16 protein-coding genes and 1 pseudogene are annotated in these 19524 nt (G+C 67.7%); 9 read left to right on the forward strand and 8 right to left on the reverse strand.

Going from position 1 to position 19524, the window contains the following annotated elements:
* The 6 genes and pseudogenes from Q1J95_RS06610 to Q1J95_RS06635 form a co-directional block, all read right to left on the reverse strand.
* Window positions 1-1110 (reverse strand): annotated as a pseudogene (locus tag Q1J95_RS06610) (alpha-mannosidase); the annotation flags it as partial.
* Window positions 1111-1194: 84 nt separating this feature from the next.
* Window positions 1195-2394 (reverse strand): ROK family transcriptional regulator, encoded by a 1200-nt coding sequence (locus Q1J95_RS06615; protein WP_300266589.1) that lies wholly within the window; start codon window positions 2392-2394, stop codon window positions 1195-1197.
* A 244-nt stretch (window positions 2395-2638) separates the two neighbouring features.
* Window positions 2639-3637 carry a hypothetical protein gene (locus tag Q1J95_RS06620; RefSeq protein WP_300266591.1) on the reverse strand — a complete coding sequence of 333 codons (999 nt, stop codon included), beginning with the start codon at window positions 3635-3637 and terminating at the stop codon, window positions 2639-2641.
* Entirely contained in the window at window positions 3634-4869 is a 1236-nt protein-coding gene (locus tag Q1J95_RS06625; RefSeq protein ID WP_300266593.1) for an ATP-binding protein, read from the reverse strand. The genes Q1J95_RS06620 and Q1J95_RS06625 overlap by 4 nt, the downstream gene beginning before the upstream one ends.
* A complete protein-coding gene (locus Q1J95_RS06630) occupies window positions 4859-5521 on the reverse strand; it encodes a response regulator transcription factor (RefSeq protein WP_300266595.1) in 663 nt (220 codons plus the stop codon). The genes Q1J95_RS06625 and Q1J95_RS06630 overlap by 11 nt, the downstream gene beginning before the upstream one ends.
* 28 nt (window positions 5522-5549) lie before the next feature.
* On the reverse strand, window positions 5550-6773 hold the full coding sequence (locus Q1J95_RS06635) for a class I SAM-dependent RNA methyltransferase (protein ID WP_300266597.1): 1224 nt from the start codon (window positions 6771-6773) through the stop codon (window positions 5550-5552).
* A gap of 37 nt (window positions 6774-6810) precedes the next feature.
* Here Q1J95_RS06635 and Q1J95_RS06640 point away from each other — a divergent pair, with 37 nt between their 5' ends.
* Together Q1J95_RS06640 and Q1J95_RS06645 are read left to right on the forward strand one after the other, a co-directional pair.
* Window positions 6811-7452 carry a nucleoside triphosphate pyrophosphatase gene (locus tag Q1J95_RS06640; RefSeq protein ID WP_300266612.1) on the forward strand — a complete coding sequence of 214 codons (642 nt, stop codon included), beginning with the start codon at window positions 6811-6813 and terminating at the stop codon, window positions 7450-7452.
* Window positions 7453-7530: 78 nt separating this feature from the next.
* Window positions 7531-9297, forward strand: coding sequence for a biotin carboxylase N-terminal domain-containing protein (locus Q1J95_RS06645; protein ID WP_300266599.1), 1767 nt, complete (start codon window positions 7531-7533; stop codon window positions 9295-9297).
* Here the strand turns inward: Q1J95_RS06645 and Q1J95_RS06650 are convergent.
* Window positions 9290-10729 carry an NAD(P)H-quinone dehydrogenase gene (locus Q1J95_RS06650; protein WP_300266600.1) on the reverse strand — a complete coding sequence of 480 codons (1440 nt, stop codon included), beginning with the start codon at window positions 10727-10729 and terminating at the stop codon, window positions 9290-9292. The two genes, Q1J95_RS06645 and Q1J95_RS06650, sit on opposite strands and share 8 nt — an antisense overlap.
* A gap of 58 nt (window positions 10730-10787) precedes the next feature.
* Here Q1J95_RS06650 and Q1J95_RS06655 point away from each other — a divergent pair, with 58 nt between their 5' ends.
* From Q1J95_RS06655 to Q1J95_RS06665, 3 genes are read left to right on the forward strand one after another with little or no spacing between them, the layout of a single operon-like run.
* Entirely contained in the window at window positions 10788-11621 is an 834-nt protein-coding gene (locus Q1J95_RS06655) for a purine-nucleoside phosphorylase (RefSeq protein WP_300266601.1), read from the forward strand.
* Between the two features lie 56 nt (window positions 11622-11677).
* Window positions 11678-13312, forward strand: coding sequence for a phospho-sugar mutase (locus tag Q1J95_RS06660; protein ID WP_300266613.1), 1635 nt, complete (start codon window positions 11678-11680; stop codon window positions 13310-13312).
* A 45-nt stretch (window positions 13313-13357) separates the two neighbouring features.
* Window positions 13358-13705, forward strand: a complete 348-nt coding sequence (locus Q1J95_RS06665) for an HPr family phosphocarrier protein (protein WP_300266603.1) — start codon at window positions 13358-13360, stop codon at window positions 13703-13705.
* Here the strand turns inward: Q1J95_RS06665 and Q1J95_RS06670 are convergent.
* The gene (locus Q1J95_RS06670; protein ID WP_300266605.1) at window positions 13633-15555 is read right to left on the reverse strand and encodes a PRD domain-containing protein; all 1923 of its coding nucleotides are present in this window, start codon (window positions 15553-15555) and stop codon (window positions 13633-13635) included. The two genes, Q1J95_RS06665 and Q1J95_RS06670, sit on opposite strands and share 73 nt — an antisense overlap.
* 130 nt (window positions 15556-15685) lie before the next feature.
* On the opposite strand from Q1J95_RS06670, the gene Q1J95_RS06675 reads away from it, so the two are divergent.
* The 4 genes from Q1J95_RS06675 to Q1J95_RS06690 all read left to right on the forward strand — a co-directional run.
* The gene (locus tag Q1J95_RS06675) at window positions 15686-16003 is read left to right on the forward strand and encodes a hypothetical protein (RefSeq protein ID WP_300266607.1); all 318 of its coding nucleotides are present in this window, start codon (window positions 15686-15688) and stop codon (window positions 16001-16003) included.
* Window positions 16000-16281 (forward strand): HPr family phosphocarrier protein, encoded by a 282-nt coding sequence (locus Q1J95_RS06680; RefSeq protein WP_300266609.1) that lies wholly within the window; start codon window positions 16000-16002, stop codon window positions 16279-16281. The genes Q1J95_RS06675 and Q1J95_RS06680 overlap by 4 nt, the downstream gene beginning before the upstream one ends.
* Window positions 16281-17966, forward strand: a complete 1686-nt coding sequence (gene ptsP / locus Q1J95_RS06685) for a phosphoenolpyruvate--protein phosphotransferase (protein WP_300266610.1) — start codon at window positions 16281-16283, stop codon at window positions 17964-17966. The genes Q1J95_RS06680 and ptsP overlap by 1 nt, the downstream gene beginning before the upstream one ends.
* The coding region (locus Q1J95_RS06690) for a PTS mannitol transporter subunit IICB (protein ID WP_300266611.1) at window positions 17963-19524 on the forward strand (1562 nt) is incomplete at its 3' end. The genes ptsP and Q1J95_RS06690, both read left to right, overlap by 4 nt.

Raw genomic sequence — 19524 nt, forward strand, 5'->3', positions numbered from 1 at the left:
CCAGACGTCGGCGGGCTCGACCCCGAACTCATCGAGGAAGAAGCGTTTGCCGCGCACGAACTGTCGAGCGAGAGCCTCACCGCCGGGCATATTGGTATCGGATTCGACCCACATGCCCCCGGTGGGGACGAATTGGCCGGCGGCGACGGCCGCACGAACACGCGAGAAGAGCTCGGGCTGAAACCGCTTCAACCAGGCGTACTGCTGCGCCGAGGAGGCCGCGAAGATGAATTCATCGTCGTCCTGCTGCAGCGACAGCACGTTCGAGAACGTGCGGGCGATCTTCCGTTGGGTCTCGCGCACGGGCCACAGCCAGGCGGAATCGATATGAGCGTGGCCGACAGCGTGAATGCGATGCGCGGAAGCGGAGGCGGGCTGCGAGAGAACGGACACCAGCTGCTCGCGTGCCGCAGCGGCCGTCGCCGCGATGTCATCGGGATCTGCCGCATCGACCATGCGCTCCAGCGCGCGCAGGATCTCGGCGCGACGCGGTGACGTCACCGGGAGCTCGTGCATCAGCTGCGACAGCACGACGGCGTCTTGGAGCAGCTCCCATACCATGAGGTCACGCAGGGCGATGTCTGCCTGGCGCAGCACGTAGAGCGGCTCCGTGCCCGCTGTCTCCAGGTCGCCCAACGGCGTCGGCTGAAAGAGCGTGAACCCCTCAGCGATGTCGGGGTTGGCCGCGGCCTCCAGATACAGCTCGAAATGCTCGTCGGCGTCGCCCTCCAGCGGAACGTAGGCGTTGCGCGGCTCGACGGCCTTCACGATCGACCCGTCGAGTCGGTATACCGTGCCCTCTGCTTGGAAGCCCGGCTCGGCATCGTTGAAGCCGAGATCGAACACCAGTTCAGCCTGATGCCCCTCGCGAAGCGGGGGTACCGTACCCGTCATGCGCAGCCACGTCGTACCCCAGGGACGCCCCCAGCGCTTGCCCACCGAGAACGGCGTGTACGCCTGGCCGACGGCCTCGGCGAAGGGCACAGGTTCGCCCGGAACCTCCCAGCCCACCAGCGTCAACGGCGTGCAATCGACGTAGACGTTCGGGCGCAGACGCTCGTCGATGAAGCGGCGAATGCGCGATTCGATCAACGAGGTGGTGTCATGCACGGGGCAGCCGGCTCCAATGAGGGGGTGCCAAATAGTAAATCGATTGGAATTACTCTTGTCAAGACCTCGCCGCCCTCCTCCGTCTCAGGAGTCGAGGAACAGAGCGGATGCGCGGGGCGAGAGAACCTCGTCGAGCACGACGCATCCGGCCCCCACTGCGGCGACGTCATCGCCGACCACGGTTCCCGACAGCGGCAGATCGCGCACGACGCGCGTGGCGCTCTGCGCTTCGAGCAGGCCGGGAAGCCGGCGCAGGTACACCTGTTCCAACCGTGACCAGAACGGTCCACCCACGACGATGCGATCGACATCCAGCATGTTGGCCAGACCCGAGATCAACACCGAGAGGTGGCGGGCGGAGCGCTCCAGCACCTCTGTGGCGAGCGTATCGCCACCCGCCGCCCGCACGCACAGCTCGGTGAAGCGCTCATCGACCGATTCGGCGTCGCTGCCGACACGGTCGTCAGCGAACACGCCGGCGGCCTCGGCGCTTTCGACGATGGCCTGCGGCGTGCAGACGACTTCGACGCAGCCGCGCTTGCCGCAGCCGCACATGGGCCCGGCGGGGTCGACGATGATATGACCGACCTCACCGACGTTGCGTGATGATCCGCGCACGACATCTCCGTCGAGCACGAGCGCGGTTCCGATGCCGGTGCCGAGGTACACGAGCAGGAACGATCCCGCCGGCGGGGCATCCCCACGCCACAGCTCCCCCACTGCCGCCGCAGTCGTGTCCTTCTCCAGCGTCACCGCGAACCCGGTGGCCTCGGCGAGCGCGTCGCGCAGCGGAACCCGATGCCACGAATGCAGCTTCGGCGGGTCGATGACGCTGCCATGGGCAGCATCCAACGGCCCGGGAGTCGCCACCCCGACCCCGGCGATACTCGCACGCGAGACATCCGCATCCGCGACGAGGCTATCGATCGACTGCGTCATGGCTTCGATGATGCGTCGCGGATCATTGGCCGGGGTCTTGGCTGTGCGATGACTGATGATGGATCCGGCCAGATCCAGCAGCACGAACGTCATGACCGACGGGTCGAGATGCACGCCGATCGAGAGCCGACTGGTCGCGTTGAGCTGCAGGATCGTGCGCGGCTTTCCGGGGCCGGAGATCGTTCGGCCGGCCTCAGAGATCAGCGCTTCATCGAGCAGCCGGCGAGTGATGTTCGTCACCGTCTGCGCAGACAACCCCGTCGCCGTGACGAGTTCGGTTCGGCTCAACCCGTCGCCGGAACGACGAATCGCCTCAAGGATGACGGACTGATTGAAATCGCCCATCTTGGGAAGATTCGTCCCACGTCGTCGTACGTTCACGGCTTCATCTTGCCGCATCATCCGATTTTGTCCCCCAAAATACCTACAGACAAGTTTCATTCGACGGGTCAGACTAGAGGAGACGCGTCGCGTTTGATCGGTCTCTCAGCCCCAGGGTAGGCAGACGATGACCGATTCACTGCGGTCGGTTTTCGGGTAACTTGACCGCACGGCGAGGGGCAGGCGATATCGCCGCCCCTCGCCCATCTCACTCTCTCGGGATCTCATGCCAGAGCCCCACGGAGTCCTCGTCCGAAGACCCTCCGGCGCCGGAGCGACCGACAACGGTCAGCGCGGTGTGCTCATCGCGTGCGGCACGAATGATCACCCGCCCTGATTCCGCACGCGAGAGCACGTCGGCGAGTTCATCGCGAATCTCGTCTCGCCGAGTCTCGTCCAGTTCCTCCAGCCCGCCCTCGTCGAAGACGGTGACGGCGATCCCTCGCAGCCGAGCGTCTCTGATCGCTTCGCGCACCGCGTCATTGAGCAGGCTCGCCCCTCGCAGTTCATCACGCAGACGCCCTTCGGCCAGTCGCGCCTCCAGCCGCTCCTCATCCGTCAACCGACCGTGCGAGGCGACGACCCTCGTCAGCACCGGTCCCGCCGCCCCCAGGGCGTACTTCACGCGGACACGGCGCTCACGTTGACGCACCAGCTGTGTAGCGTGCCAGGCCGAGACGGCCTGTTGGATATCGGCGAGACGCTCGGTGTCGCGCACTGCGCGATCCCAGAACAGCACCAGCAACTGCGCCACGACGGTCCAGACGATCGAGCCGACCAGCCCCAGCTCGAGCGCCATGAGCGGGCCGAGAAACACCGACGACAGCACGGTGAGGATGCCCAGTACGATCCACCCCTCGAGGGTACGTCGGCGAACGATGCAGACCACGGCGAGCAGTCCGAGCGCGCCGATGTACCAGGTGGCAAATGGCGCGGTCCGATGCACCCGAACGAGCGACACGCTCACCATGACGGGGATGGCCGCGCTGGCCACGACGGCGGTCAGGGACCACCAGCGCGGCATGGCCGTGTCGGCGATCGATTCGAGCAGCACGGCTGTGACCACGACGACCAGGTAAAGCACGATGGCCGCGACCATGAGCAGCGGGTTGATCGGCTGGAGAATCCACCACACGGCACGCGCCGCGAAATACACCGCGAATCCAATGGCCAGGGCGGTGGCGACGCTGCGAACAGAACGGTTCATTCGGCTTCCCACCCCAACACGACAGTCGTTCCTGTCGAGTCGGAATCGATCGTGGCCGTGCCTGCCACCCCGGCCATCCGGGCGATGATCGATGCGCGGATGCCGAGTCGGTCCTCGGCGACGGCCTCCATGTCGAAGCCTGGTCCGGTGTCGGTGATCGTGACGGTGATGCTGTGCCGGTCGCGGCCGGTCACCAGCAGGTGCAGTCCGCGCCCGCCAGCGTGCGCCACAGCGTTGCCGATCGCCTGACGGGCGGCCAGCACGAGTGCACGAGCGGCTCGCCCGGGTATCGATGCGCTGCTGCCGTGTTCTTCCACGACGGCGTCCGCGCCGGTCTCCGACAGTGCCCGGCGCAGCTCGATCACGATCTGCGCCGCCCCGACCGGCTCGTCACTGCCCTCCTGCGCCACGGCGGCTTCGGTATTCGCCAATCGAGTCAGCGCCTCCCGTGCCATCGCCACAGCGAGATCGCGCGCACGATCGGTATCGGCGCGCTCGGCCGCGATGAGAGCGGCCAGCACGCTGTCGTGCATGAGGGCGGCCATCGCCACGCGTTCTTCCTCCGCGGCGGCGGCAGCCGCAGCAGAGGCATAGGATGCGACCGCCTGTCCGCGAGCCTCGTCGACCCCCGCTGCGACGGAGCGGAACATCCACCCGAGCGATACGATCACGATCCCGAGAATGAGTGTGAACGACACATCGAACGCCGTCTTGGTCCAGTAGCTGTGGCTGAACTCGCCCTCCACGAGACGCACGTAGCCATACACCAACGGCACTCCGACAGCCCAGATCAGCTGCACCCGCATGGCGAAGGCCAGCATCGCCGCGACGACGCCGACGTTGACCAGAAAGAAGATCCACGGCTGGCCCTCATCGGACGCGTGGTCGGAGTTCACGATGAACGGCCACGCTGCGAGCGCGATCAAGTAGACGATCGCGAACGCGCCCGCGCTCAGACGCACCCCTCGCCCGGTGACGCAGGCGACCAGCATGGCCACCAGCGGCACGTAGACGCCCACGAGCAGCAGCACACGCACCAGCGGAACATCGGGCGGCATACCACCGATCGCCGCGAACAGCGCCTGCACTCCGAGGGCCGCCGAGCCGATTGCGACGACGGTGGCGAGGATGCGCTCCATCCGCTTGCCGGTGAAGCGTTCGAACTCGGTCTCTGCGCTGCCGGGAGAGGGTACCTGACTCCAGGCTTCGCGCAGAAGAGTGTCAGCGCGCACCAGCGGCTCCGTCGGCCGCGACGATGCCGTCTTCCATGGCGCGGTGAAGCAGGTCGATCTTGGTTCGCGCAGGCCTACCGACGTCGACGTACTTCACGCGCACGCGGTTGATGTTCTCTTTCGCTGTGGAGTACGCCACGCCCAGGCGCTCGGCCACGGCCTTCAGCGGCAACCCGGTGGCGTAGAGCCTGAGCACCTCGCGCTCACGCCCCGACAGCTGCGCATCGGCGAACTCGCGGTCGCCTTCAACCGCGCTCGCCCACTCGACGTTGTTGAGCGCCTCGCCGCGAGCGACCGTGCGGATGGCGTCGAGCACATCGTCGAGCGCGGATGATTTGCTGACGACGCCCGCCGCACCGGCGGCGAGCGACTCACGCACAGCGGCAGGACGATCGGCGACACTGTGGATGACCACGCTGGCACCGTCTGCGACGAGGGCGGTCACGTTCTCGGTCACGGTGGTGCCGTCGCCGAGGGTGAGATCGAGCACGACGACATCCGCCGGCGCGGCTCCGGTCGCCGCGCGCCATTCCAGATAGCCCACGACGGTGCTCCCCGAAAACACCACGGTCTGCTCGCCGTCGCGTTCGCACGCCAGCTCGAGCCCGAGCCGAACGGACTCGTGGTCGTCGATGAATGCGATCCTGCTCATCCTGCAAGCCTAGCGAGATGCGAGGCGCTCACCGGGTGAGCAGTGCCACAGCCTCGAAGTGGTGCGAGTTCGGGAAGAGGTCGAAGGCGCGAAGCTCGTCTGCCTGCCAGCCGAGTCCGCGGAAGGTTCCGAGATCGCGTGCCAGCGCGACCGGATCGCACGCGACGTAGACGATCGCCTCCGGGCGCAGTGCGTGCACGCCCTCCACAACAGCACGACCGGCACCCGATCGAGGTGGATCCAACACGACGGTGCCGACTCGCTCAGCGCCTGCGCCTGCGGCGAGGAAGCGGTCGACCCGTGCTGTCACCGCCCGCGCACCGACATCAGCGAGATTCCTGCGGGCATGGTCGGTGGCGCGGCGGCTCGATTCCACCGTGATGATGTCGACCGCGCCGAGCTCAGCCAGGGAAGCGGCGAAGAGGCCGACACCGCCGTAGAGATCGAGATGTGTCGCTGCGGCATCGACACGTCCGCTCAGCAGCTCGCGGACGACACCATCGAGAACCGTCCCCGCCTGCGCATGAACCTGCCAGAATCCATCGGCGTCGAGATGGAAGCGGCGACCCGCGACCTGCTCGGTGATCAGCGGCGCCTGCGGCCGCCTGCCCGCGGTGGGTCGCTGCAGCACGTGCACCTCGCCGCCGGATGACTCGACGATGTCGACGCGTCCCGGCTTCGCCTTCGTCACCGTCAGGGCGGCTTCCTCGACAGCAGAGCGTGCGAGAGGATGCGACCGCACGGGAATCACCCGATGACTGCGAGCTGCGAAAGGCCCGATGACGCCGTCATCATCGACGTGCAGCGAGATGCGCGTGCGCCAGCGGGTACCATCGCCGGGACCGTCACTGGATCCGATAGCTTCAACCGCGGGCGCGGTCAGCCCGGGCCCGGCGAACCGGTCCAGCGCCTCCTGCAGCACCTGCCGCTTGAGCCCGCGCTGGTGATCGATCGCGATGTGGCCCAAGTCGGCGCCGCCCGCCCGATCAGCGGGCGCGCGCGAGACATCCGCCTCGGCCCACACGTGCGCACGGCGGTGCGCCGAGGCATCCACCACCTCGACGGTGTCCGCGCGCCAGAACCGGCGCGTATCGGCATCCGCTCCGGCATCTCGCAGCTGTGCCCGCACCCGCTCACCGGGAATCGCATCCGAGACGAAGACGACGCGCCCCTCGTGACGGGCGATGAAGGTTCCGCCGTGTGCGATGCCGGTAATGTCCAGGTCGAGCAGGTCGGAGACGGGAGCAGCCATCCTACGAGGATACGGTGACGAGGATACGGTGGTTGCTATGCAGGTCTGCCTCGCTTCCACCTCGCCCGCCCGTCTCATGCTGCTGCGCCAGGTCGGCATCGAACCGATCACGCACTCCCCGCGCACGGACGAAGATGCTGTGACAGCGCACGCGGCCGCCGAGCGCGGTGCGCCGCTGGCACCCGACGAGCTCGTCCTGCTGCTGGCGCGCGCGAAGGCCGCAGACGTCGCCGAGCGGCTCGCGGACGAAGACCGGAGCTTTGATGGACTCGTGATCGGCGGCGACTCGATGTTCGCCCTCGGCGGGCAGGTCTACGGCAAACCGCACACCGCAGAGGCGGCGGCCCGGCGTTGGCGCGAGATGCGCGGCGAGACCGGAGTGCTGCACTCGGGCCACAGCGTGTTCCGAGTGCAGCCGGGAGTCGCGCCCCGCGAAGCCACGGCGGTGGCACAGGCATCCGTCACCTTCGCCGCAGACATCACCGACGATGAGATCGCCGCGTACGTCGCCACCGGCGAACCGCTGCACGTCGCCGGGGCCTTCACCGTCGACAGCCTCGGCGGCGCCTTCATCACCCGGGTCGACGGCGATCCCTCGACCGTCGTGGGCATGTCCCTGTCGACCATCCGGCGCCTCGCCGCTGAGCTCGACGTGACCTGGACGGACTTGTGGTCGTAGACATCACGCCACGTTTTTTCGGTTTTCTTGTGGAGTGCCGTCAAAAGGAACGCCCGCGACCTCGCTAGGCTAAACCTCATGCCTTCTATCGCCAAGGTCCTCATCGCGAACCGCGGCGAGATCGCCGTACGCATCATCCGTGCCGCCCGTGACTCCGGGATCTCCTCGGTCGCCGTCTACGCCGACCAGGATCGTGATGCGATGCACGCGCGACTCGCTGACGAAGCGTACGCTCTCGACGGCGCCACGAGCGCCGAGACGTACCTTCAGATCGACAAGCTGCTCTCCGTCGCGCGCCGCTCGGGCGCAGACGCCGTGCACCCCGGCTACGGCTTCCTCGCCGAGAACGCCGAGTTCGCTCGCGCGGTGATCGGCGCGGGCATGATCTGGATCGGCCCGTCCCCCGAGGCGATCGAGTCGCTCGGCGACAAGGTGACCGCCCGCCACGTCGCCGAGAAGGTCGGTGCGCCGCTCGCCCCCGGCACTCCCGGCCCGGTCGAGAAGGCAGAAGAGGTCGTGTCCTTCGCGAAAGAGGTCGGGCTTCCCATCGCCATCAAGGCCGCATACGGTGGCGGTGGCCGCGGCCTGAAGGTCGCGCGCGAGCTCGACGAGGTCGCCGAGCTCTTCGAATCCGCCACGCGCGAAGCCGTCGCCGCGTTCGGCCGCGGCGAGTGCTTCGTCGAGAAATACCTCGACAAGCCGCGTCACGTCGAGACCCAGTGCTTGGCGGATGCCGAGGGCAATGTCGTGGTCATCTCGACCCGCGATTGCTCCCTGCAGCGCCGACACCAGAAGCTCGTCGAAGAAGCGCCGGCCCCCTTCCTCACCGACGAACAGAACGAACAGCTGTACACGGCATCCAAGGCGATCCTCAAAGAGGTCGGCTATGTCGGCGCCGGCACCTGCGAGTTCCTCATCGGAGCCGATGGCACGGTGTCGTTCCTCGAGGTGAACACCCGGCTGCAAGTCGAACACCCCGTCTCCGAAGAGGTCACCGGCATCGACCTCGTCCGCGAGCAGTTCCGCATCGCCGCAGGCGGCACGATCGACTACGACGACCCGCGCCCCAGCGGTCACTCCTTCGAATTCCGCGTCAACGGTGAAGACCCCGGCCGCGGATTCCTTCCGCAGCCGGGCCCCATCCACGTCTTCAAGACGTTCGGCGGCCCCGGCATCCGTCTCGACTCCGGCGTCACCGCCGGCGACGAGGTCTCGGGCGCCTTCGATTCGCTGCTGGCGAAGATCATCGTCACCGGCAAGAACCGCGATGAGGCGCTCGAGCGCGCCCGCCGCGCACTCGATGAATTCGAGGTCGCGGGCCTCCCCACGGTGCTGCCCTTCCACCGCAAGGTCGTACGCGACCCGGCCTTCACCGCGGAGAACGGCACGTTCGGCGTCTACACCCGCTGGATCGAGACCGAGTTCGCAAACGACATCCCCGCGTGGGACGGCGAGCTCGAGGCCCCCACCCCGAACGAGAGCCGTCACACGGTCGTCGTCGAAGTCGCTGGCAAGCGGCTCGAAGTCAGCCTGCCCGAACGCATCACGGTCGCCAGCGGCGCAGCCGGTCGTCCGGCGATCGTTCCGCCGTCGCGGCGCAGTCACGCCACCTCCGTATCGGCAGGCGCCTCCGGTGACGCCGTGAAGTCGCCCATGCAGGCAACGGTCGTCAAGCTCGCGGTAGAGGAGGGCCAGGAGGTCGTCAAGGGCGACCTGGTCATCGTGCTCGAGGCGATGAAGATGGAACAACCCCTTCAGGCACACAAAGACGGTCGCGTCGGAAACATCAACGCCGCTCCCGGCGCCACCGTCTCATCGGGTCACCAGCTGCTGACGATCAGCTGATGTTGACCAGGTGCATCGCGCGCGAAGCATCCGTGATGCTCGACGACAGCGATGGGTACGCGGCGAACACGCGCGAGACCTGGTCGACCGTCAGACGCCGCTCGACCGCGACAGCGATCGGGTAGATCAGCTCTGACGCCTTGGGCGCCACGATGACGCCACCGATCACGGTGCCAGAGCCCTTGCGCGCGATGATCTTGACGAAGCCGTCTTTGATGCCCATCTTCTTCGCGCGCGGGTTCGCCGCCAGCGGCAGCTTGTAGACGAGGCCGTCGGCGGCTCCGTCCTCGACATCGTTCTCGCCCCACCCGACGGTCGCGATCTCGGGAGCGGTGAAGATGTTGGAGGTGACTTTGATCTTGGCCAGCGGAATCACGATGTCACCCAGCGCATGGAACACGGCGGTGCGCCCCTGCATCGAAGCGACCGATGCCAGGGGCATGAAGTTCGTGCAGTCACCGACCGCATAGACGTTGGGCACCGAGGCGCGCGCGACCCGGTTCACCCGAACGTGTCCCGACTCGGTGAGCTCGATCCCGGCGTCTTCCAGACCGATACCCGCCGTGTTGGGAACAGAGCCGACCGCCATCAGGCAGTGGCTCCCGTCGACTGTACGCCCGTCAGAGAGCGTGACCTTCACGCCGTCGTCGGTGCGCTCGACCTTATCGGCCCGCGACTTCGACAGCACGGTCATGCCACCGCGCTTGAACACCTTCTCGAGTACCTTGGCGGCGTCTTTGTCCTCCCCCGGAAGCACCTGCTCACGGCTGGAGACGAGCGTGACCTTGGCGCCGAGATTCATGTACGCCGATGCGAACTCCGCCCCGGTCACACCGGAACCGACCACGATGAGGTGCTCAGGCAGCGCCTTCATGTCGTACAGCTGCGTCCACGTGAGAATGCGCTCGCCGTCGGGCTTCGCGCTGTCGAGCTCACGCGGCGACGCGCCGACGGAGACGATGATCGTGTCGGCCTCGACCCGGTCGAAGTCGGTTCCGTTCGGTCCGGTCGACACGACGATCGCGTTCGGGCCTTCGAGGCGCCCATGCCCGGAGAGGATGCGGACGCCCGACTCCAGCAGCGTGCTGCGCATGTCTTCTGACTGCTGCCCAGCCAGCGCCAACAGGCGCTTGTTGACCGCCGCGAGGTTGATCGCGATCTCGGGCTTCAGGGGCTTGCCGTCGCCGCCTTTCGCGTAGAACTGCACGCCGAGGTCGCTCGCCTCCGCGATCGCCACGGCGGCATCGGCGGTCGCGATGAGACTCTTGGAGGGCACGACGTCGGTGAGCACAGCCGAACCGCCCACACCGACACGCTCGACCAGGGTCACCTCAGCACCGAGCTGGGCGGCAGCAAGAGCCGCTTCGTATCCGCCGGGGCCGCCACCGAGGACGGCAACGCGCTGAGTGCGCTCGAAAGGGGTTGAAGACATGATCTCTATTCTCCCCCACTCCCCACCCATGTGCGGGCACTTTGCTTAGAGTGGATCCATGACCGACACTCTCAGCAACCCTCTCGACGCCTCGAACGCAGACCCGTTCGAGGTCGCAGCCCTCGCCGCCGCAGACATCGCGCGGCTCAGCGGCGTCGAGAAGCACGACATCGCCCTCACGCTCGGCAGCGGGTGGGGCAAAGCCGCCGACCTGATCGGCGAGACCGGCGCCACCATCCCCGCCACCGAGGTGGCGGGCTTCTCCAAACCCGCTCTGGAGGGTCACGTCGGCACCCTGCGCAGCATCCGCACGCCCGATGGCGCGAACGTGCTCGTGATCGGCGCCCGCACCCACTACTACGAGGGCCACGGCGTACGCCGCGTCGTGCACAGCGTCCGCACTGCCGCGGCCGCAGGCGCGAAGATCATGGTGCTGACCAACGGCGCCGGTGGCGTGCGCGAGACCTGGTCTCCGGGCCAGCCCGTGCTCATCAGCGACCACCTCAACCTCACAGCCGATTCTCCGCTGGAGGGCGCCACCTTCGTCGATCTGACCGACCTGTACTCACAGCGGCTGCGCGACATCGCCCGCACGATCGAGCCCTCCCTCGATGAGGGCGTCTACACGCAATTCCGCGGCCCCCATTACGAGACCCCGGCAGAGGTGCAGATGGCACGGCGTCTCGGCGGCGACATCGTGGGTATGTCCACTGCCCTGGAGGCGATCGCCGCACGCGAGGCCGGCATGGAAGTGCTGGGACTGTCGCTCATCACGAACCTCGCCGCCGGAATTCAGAAAACCCCGCTCAGCCACGGCGAGGTGATCGAGGCAGGCAAGGCGGCCGAGCCGGTCATCTCGGCCCTGCTGGCGCGGATCGTGGAGGCGCTGTGAGCGAGGTTCTCGATTCCGACCGGCTGCACGCGCGCCTCACGCAGGCACGGGCATGGATGCGGCAAGACCCCGACCCCGAGACGCGCGACGAACTCGCCGTCATCATCACGCGCGCAGCCAGTGGAGATGCTGCGGCGCTCGCCGAGCTGGAGGATCGTTTCGGTTCTCGCCTGGCATTCGGCACGGCGGGCCTGCGCGGTGCACTGGGCGCGGGCAGCAACCGGATGAACCGCGTGCTGGTGGCGCAGGCCGCCGCCGGGTTCGCGGCGTACGTGCGCGAGCGCTCACCCGGACGCGTGCCCACCATCGTCGTCGGCTACGACGGACGCCGGAACTCCCGCAGATTCGCCATCGACTCGGCCGAGCTGTTCGCCGGAGCAGGCCTGCGGGCTGTTCTGCTGCCGCGGCTGCTTCCCACCCCGGTGCTCGCCTTCGCCGTGCGCCATTTGGGAGCGGACGCCGGGGTCATGGTCACCGCCAGCCATAATCCACCGAACGACAATGGCTACAAGGTGTATCTGGGCGGCGCCGACGACGGCGCGCAGATCGTCTCCCCCGCGGATGCTGAGATCGCCGCGCACATTCAGCGCGTGGCGGATGCCTCGGGCATCGACTCGCTCGCACGCTCCAGCGAATACACCATCGCCGACGACGAGATCGTCGCCGCCTACGTCGCCGCGACCGCCGCGGTCAGCACCGCCCCCGCGTCGGCCAGAGATCTGACCTGGGTCTACACGGCCATGCACGGTGTCGGCTGGGAGACGTTCTCCCGGGTGCTGCGTGCGGCCGGCTACCCGCAGCCGAAGACGGTCACCGAGCAGCTCACCCCCGATGCGTCGTTCCGCACGGTGGCCTTCCCCAACCCGGAGGAGCCCGGCGCGATGGACCTCGCCTTCGCCGCTGCGCGGCGCACGAAGGCCGACTTCATCATCGCGAACGACCCGGACGCCGATCGCCTTGCCGTAGCCATCCCCGATGAGTCGGCTGAGGGCGGCTGGCGCCGCCTCAGCGGAAACGACATCGGTCTGCTGCTGGGGGCCCGTGCCGCCCGCCTGGTCGAGGGCACAGCCGGGGCCGCCCTGGCCTGTTCGCTCGTCTCGTCGCCCGGGCTCGGGGCGATCGCCCGGCACCACGGTCTCGACTTCCATGAGACCCTCACTGGCTTCAAATGGATCTCTCGCGCGCCGGGAATCGCCTTCGGTTACGAAGAGGCGCTCGGCTATCTCGTCAACCCCGATACCGTGCGCGACAAAGATGGCATCTCCGCCGCCATGGCCGTGCTCGGACTCGCGGGCGAGGCGCGAGAGCGCGGCGCCACCTTGGCGACTCTGCTGACCGAGCTCGGCGACACCTACGGGCACTTCGCCAGCGGACAGGTCTCGATCCGCGTCGATGATCTGTCGATCATCAGCAACCTGATGCTGAGCCTGCGCACCCTACCGCCGACGCGAATCGGTGACAGCGCCGTCGAATCGGCAGGAGATCTGCTCCAGGCGCCTGCCGGTCAGCCCTCGGGCGACGTGCTGCGCTACCGCCTCACCGGCGGCGCGCGTGTCATCGTGCGCCCCAGCGGCACCGAACCCAAGCTGAAGGTCTACCTCGACGCGCAGGGAGCCTCTGCGGCGGATGCCTCGGCGCAGATCGACGCGCTCGAGGCCGGAGTGCAGGAGCTGCTGACCGATCACTCGTGATGCTCGTTGCTGGCCCTCGATGATGCGGTGTCGTACGATCGCAGCATGGCCACACGACGCGTGACGATCACGGTGGCCGATGGGCTGCACGCGCGTCCGGTGGCCGAGCTCGCCCGCATCGCGATGGCCCACAGCGCTCCGGTGACGCTCCAGACATCGTCGGGTGTCGTGGTCGACGCCTCGAGCGTTCTCGCCGTGATGGATCTGGGTCTGGACTCGGGTGACGAGGTGACCCTCGCCACCGCCGAGCATCCGGCCGTCGATGACGTCTTCGACGCCCTCGCGTCCGTGTTGAACCCCCCCGACGTAGCCGGCACCCCTCAGCCGTCGATGACGGCGACGAGCTCGTCCAGCATCCCCTCGAATGTTGCCCCGCGGCGCACGATGCGCTGAACGCTGTCGCGCTCGCTGAACACCTCGACCAGTTGCTCGAAGACGGTCTGGAACGCGGTTCGATCGCTCTCGCTGAAGGCGGCGAGCGCGACCACCTGTACGCGTCCTTCGCCCCAGGCCACAGATCCATCGGCGACGCCGATCGCGATGGCGGTGCGCGCGGCCGTCATCTGCAGGGCGTGCGGCACGGCGAGGGCATCGCTGAACGCCGTCGACGACATCTGCTCGCGCAGGATCGTGTTCTCGATGTAGTCCTCGCCGATCAGGCCCGCGTCCAGGAGCATCCCGCCGAGGCGACGGATCACGGCCTCCTCCCCTTCGTCGGGCAGCGGGTAGACATAGGAGTCGGCCGAGAAGTATCGGGCCAGCTCGTCGCGCAAGCGCATGAGCCGTCGCCCACGCCGGATCCGGGCCGCGGCCTGCGTCACGCGTTCGACGTCGACGTCGGTGAGGAAGGGCTGGATGCGCACGAAATGGTCGCCGCTGGCGCCCGGATCGATCGTGGTGAGCACGAGGTCGGTGTCGATGCCCTCCCAATCGGGGTCGACCGTGGTCAACACGGTCGTCACCTCGACGGAGGAGCCGAGCGAGCGGTCGACGCTGGAGCGCAGCAGCTCGTGCAGCTCGTAATATCCAGGGCAGACGATCGTCGCGGTGAGGATCGTCTCAGCTTTGCGGCTGCGTTCGAGCCTGCCGCCGATGTGCATGGCGATGTAGGCGATCTCGTCGTCGTGAATCGGTGCGCCGAGGCGATCGTGGAGGCCGCTGGCGATGGAGACGGCGACCTCGAAGATCATCGGATACGACGACTTCAGCGACCGTGTGAGCGGGTTGCGCGTCCAGGCCTGCTCTTCAGCGCGGCGCATCAGATTCTGCACGTGCAGCGCGAGGCGCAAGATGAAGGATTCGTCGATGAGGTCGACCTGATAATCGGCAGCGGCCTGAATGATCTCGGCTCGCACCGCGGCTTCTATGCCCGCATCGACACCGCTGCGCGCAGCGTCGGCGGCAGCGCTCTGCCCCGGCGCGATGGCGCGCGTCAGCACGAGTGTCGCCAGGTGCGCGCTGTCGCCGTCGCCGAGACTCACGGCGAAGTGCTCGTCAGCGAGCCTGCTGATCACGGCGCCGAGTTTGGGGATCTCCTCCCAGGTGCCCGAGATCGGTTTGTCCAGCGCACGTCCGGCCGAGACGCGATCGGCGGCGATCGCGATATGCAGCAGCACGTCGGCGATCGCCAGTTCGTTCACGAAGTAGTCGAGGGCGCCCAGCTCACGCACAAGCGCTGTCTTGAAGGGGCCAACGGCGTGGGCCGCGACCGTGGTTCCGGTGAGGGCGCGTCGGATGCTCTCGGCATCGAACGACCCCGCTTCCATCTCGTCGTGCGCGAGTCTGCTGAGCAGTCGGCGCTGTGCGACCTCTGTCCCCCGCAGTCGGATGTTGTCTCGATCACGTTCGAGGCGCAGGTCCCCGGTGCCCAGGAGCCCGCGCACGCGCGCGAGGTCGGCTTCGACCGTCGCGTCGCTGACATGCATTCGCTGGGCCGTATCGTGCAGGTCGATGCCGTCGGATTCGTCGAGCAGCATCCGCACCAGCGCGTGCAGGCGGTCGCGGGGGGCTGACTCTCCCGACACGCGCGTTCGCAGCGCGGCACGCGCTCCGGCGCCGGCCCGATAGCCGGCCGGCCCGGATTCGACGGCGTCCGCGTCGGTGGTTCTGGCGTTCGCCGCGGCGACATACGAGCGGATGCTGCGCGGCGTCACCCCGAGCAGATCGGCCAAGTTCGCAGCCGTCGCCCAGTCGTCCTGGCGAAGCAGGGTCTGCAGGAGTTGGTCCTGACGCTGGCGCGACATGGTTCCATGATGTCAGTCGCGCCGCGAAACACGTGCACGGGGTCGAGGAACGTTCCGCAGGGGCGGAAAGGAACGTGGTGGCGTCCCTCCCAGCTTCTTCCCAGAATGGACGTGGGAAGAGGTGGCATCAATGAAGATTCTGGTGGTGTGCGGTGCGGGAGCATCCAGCACATTCGTCGCTCAGCGACTCCGGCGGGCCGCTGTGGCCGCCGGCCTCGACTGGGACGCCTCCGCAGGAGCAGAAAGCAGCGTCGCTGCCACGCCCGCTGACCTCGTGCTCGTCGGGCCGCATCTGGCACACCAGATCGAGACCATCCGCGCTCAGGCTCAGACCCCCGTGGCCGCGCTGCCCGCTGACGTGTTCTCCGATCGCGACGGCACCCGCACTCTCGCGATCGTCCAGGCGACGCTCTCCGATTCTCCGTCCACAGCGAAAGGAACATCATGACTGCTGTCTCACGAACCGTTCGGATCGGCTCCTCCCACGGGCTGCATGCTCGACCGGCGAAGCTGTTCGCTCAGGCCGCCAAGGATTCCGGCGTCGCCGTGACGGTCGCCAAGGACTCCGGCAAGCCCGTCAACGCCGCCAGCATCCTGGGCATCATCGCCCTGGGGCTCGACCACGGCGACTACGTGACGCTCACAGCCGAGGGCGATGGTGCAGAAGCTGCGCTCGACACCCTCACCGAGCTGATCACGACCGATCACGACCAGGACTCGGCCTGATGAGCGAGCTGCGCGGAGTCGGAATCGGGCGAGGTGTCGCCCAGGGACCGGTCGTGCGCATGGCCGAGGCCCTGCCTGCCCCCGAGAACACCCCCAGCACGCGCGAAGCGGACACCGAGCGCACACGCGCCCGCGACGCCGTGGCGGCTGTCGCCGCCGACCTGCAGAAACGCGCCGAAGCCGCCGGCGGAGCCGCGCAGGAGGTTCTCGAAGCGCAGGCGATGATCGCCGAGGACCCCACGCTTCAGGACGAGGTCGATGCTCGCATCGACGACGGCGCGAGCGCCGAGTGGGCCGTGCACGACGCCTTCGCCGGCTTCCGTGCGACGCTCGAGGCCGTCGGGGGGTATCTCGGCGAGCGCGCCGCTGACCTCGATGACATCGCGCAGCGCGTACTCGCCAGGTTGCAGGGCGTACCCGCTCCCGGTGTGCCCGATCCTGGTCACCCCTTCATCCTCGTCGCGCGAGATCTCGCCCCCGCTGACACGGCGCTGTTGAACCTCGACCAGGTGCTGGCGCTGGTCACGACCGACGGCGGACCCACCTCGCACACCGCGATCCTCGCCCGCGCGAAGGGCATCGTCGCCGTCGTCGGCGCGGTCGATGCGGCCGGCCTCGACGACGGCACGATGGTAATCGTCGACGCCTCCGCCGGAACGGTCGTCAGCGACCCCGACAGCGCGCAGCTGGAACGCGCCGCACAGCGCGCTGCCGCACGGGACGCTGCGGCACATGCGCCGCTCACGCCGGGCGCTCTGGCCGATGGAACCGAAATCTCCCTGTTGGCGAACCTGGGCAAACCCGCCGACGCCGCAGACGCCGTCAGTCGCGGCGCCGAGGGCGTGGGCCTGTTTCGCACCGAGTTCCTGTTCCTGTCGTCCTCGCAGGCGCCCACGGTAGAAGAGCAGCGCGCGTCGTATCAGGAGCTGCTTTCCGCCTTCCCCGGGAAGAAGGTCGTCGTGCGGATGCTCGACGCCGGGGCTGATAAGCCACTCGCCTTCCTCAACGACGCGCATGAAGAGAACCCCGCGCTGGGGCTGCGCGGTCTGCGATCGCTGCGGGCCAGCGAAGACATCCTTCGCGAGCAGCTCACGGCACTCGCCGAGGCGGATGCCGCCACCCAGGCCGACCTCTGGGTGATGGCGCCGATGGTGACCACGGTCGAGGAGACGAAGTACTTCACCGACCTCGCACGCGAGTTCGGGCTGAAGACCGCGGGGGTGATGGTCGAGGTCCCGGCCAGCGCCCTGCTCGCTGATCGTGTGCTCGCGCATGCGGACTTCGCGTCCATCGGCACGAACGATCTCACCCAGTACACGATGGCTGCTGATCGCATGCTGGGATCTGTCGCCGGCTTCCAAGACCCGTGGCACCCTGCGGTGCTGCGCCTGGTCGCAGAGGTCGGTGCCGCCGGTGCTCGCACCGGCAAACCTGTCGGCATCTGCGGTGAGGCTGCCGCAGACCCGCTGCTGGCAGTTGTCCTGGTCGGTCTGGGTGCGACGAGCCTGTCCATGGCTCCGGCTGCTCTGGCCGATGTACGACACGCGCTTTCCGAGCGCAGCCTCGACGAGGCGCAGCGCCTCGCTGAGGTGGCGTTGGCGGCAGATGACGCCGCCGGCGCACGCAAGGCCGTGGCAGAAGCCACAGCGTCCCTCCCCTCACATCAGAAAGAGACGACATCATGACGACGACGTCAACCGCCGCCCCGAAACAGGGCGGTCTCCGAGTAGGAGTGCAGCGGTTCGGCACCTTCCTCTCCGGCATGATCATGCCGAACATCGCCGCGTTCATCGCCTGGGGCTTCATCACGATGCTCTTCATCCCCGCCGGGTTCTTCGGCGCTGACAGCCCGTTCGGCTGGCATTGGGCGCCCGTGGCCGAGATCATCGGCGGTGGCGGCGACTCTGCGACCATCCAGTGGGACGGCGCGATGACGGCGCTGGCCGAGGGCAACGTCCTCGCCTACGTCGGCCTGGTGGGTCCGATGGTCACGTACCTGCTGCCGCTGCTGATCGCGAATACCGGCGGCCGCATGGTCTACGGCGAGCGCGGCGGAGTCGTGGCCACGATCGCCACGATGGGTGTCATCGTCGGCACCAACATCCCGATGTTCCTCGGTGCGATGATCATGGGGCCGCTCGCGGCCTGGATCACCAAGCAGATGGACAAGCTCTGGGACGGCAAGATCAGGGCCGGCTTCGAGATGCTGGTCAACAACTTCTCTGCCGGCATCCTCGGCATGATCCTCGCTGTCGCCGGGTTCTTCACGTTCGGTCCGGTCATGCTCGGCATCAGCACGGCTCTGGGTGCTGCCGTTGACTGGCTGGTCTCGCTGCAGTTGCTGCCGATCGTGTCGATCATCGTCGAACCGGCGAAGGTGCTGTTCCTGAACAACGCCATCAACCATGGTGTGTTCACGCCCCTGGGCATCGAGCAGGCGGCAGACACCGGCAAGTCGATTCTGTTCCTCATCGAGGCCAACCCCGGCCCCGGCATTGGCCTGTTGCTGGCGTTCACGTTCTTCGGTGTCGGCGCGGCCAAGGCATCCGCGCCGGGCGCGGCGATCATCCAGTTCTTCGGTGGTATCCACGAGATCTACTTCCCGTACGCGCTGAGCAAGCCCACCACGATCCTCGCTCTGATCGCCGGTGGCGCCTCGGGCGTCGCCACGAACATGCTGCTCGGCGGCGGCCTCGGCTTCCCCGCGGCTCCCGGCAGCATCATCGCCGTCACCGCGGCCGCGGTCGGCGGCGGAGTCGGCAACGTCCTGGTCGTCTACCTCTCCGTCGTGATCGCCGCTGCTGTGACGTTCATCATCACAGCGATCATCCTGCGGGCATCGCGTAGGCGCGACCTGGCCGCCGAGGGCGACTCCTTCGGCGACGCGATCGCGCAGACAGCGGCGAACAAGGGCAAGGAGTCGGCGCACCTGTCGAACCTGGCGGCATCCGCCTCGGCGAGTGAGGGTGCGGCGGCAACGGCCGTCGCCACCGCACCGATCGAGAACATCGTGTTCGCGTGCGATGCGGGCATGGGCTCCTCCGCCATGGGCGCGAGTGTGCTGCGCAACAAGCTGAAGAAGGCCGGGATCACCGACGTCACCGTCGTCAACCAGGCCATCGCAAACCTCGACGGCACCGCCGACCTGGTGATCACACAGCAGCAGCTGACCGATCGTGCGAAGGACAAATCGCCGAACTCGCTGCACGTCTCCGTCGACAATTTCATGAATGCACCGCAGTA

The sequence above is a fragment of the Microbacterium sp. genome, from assembly GCF_029263575.1.
In the GTDB taxonomy this organism is placed as follows: Bacteria; Actinomycetota; Actinomycetes; order Actinomycetales; family Microbacteriaceae; genus Microbacterium.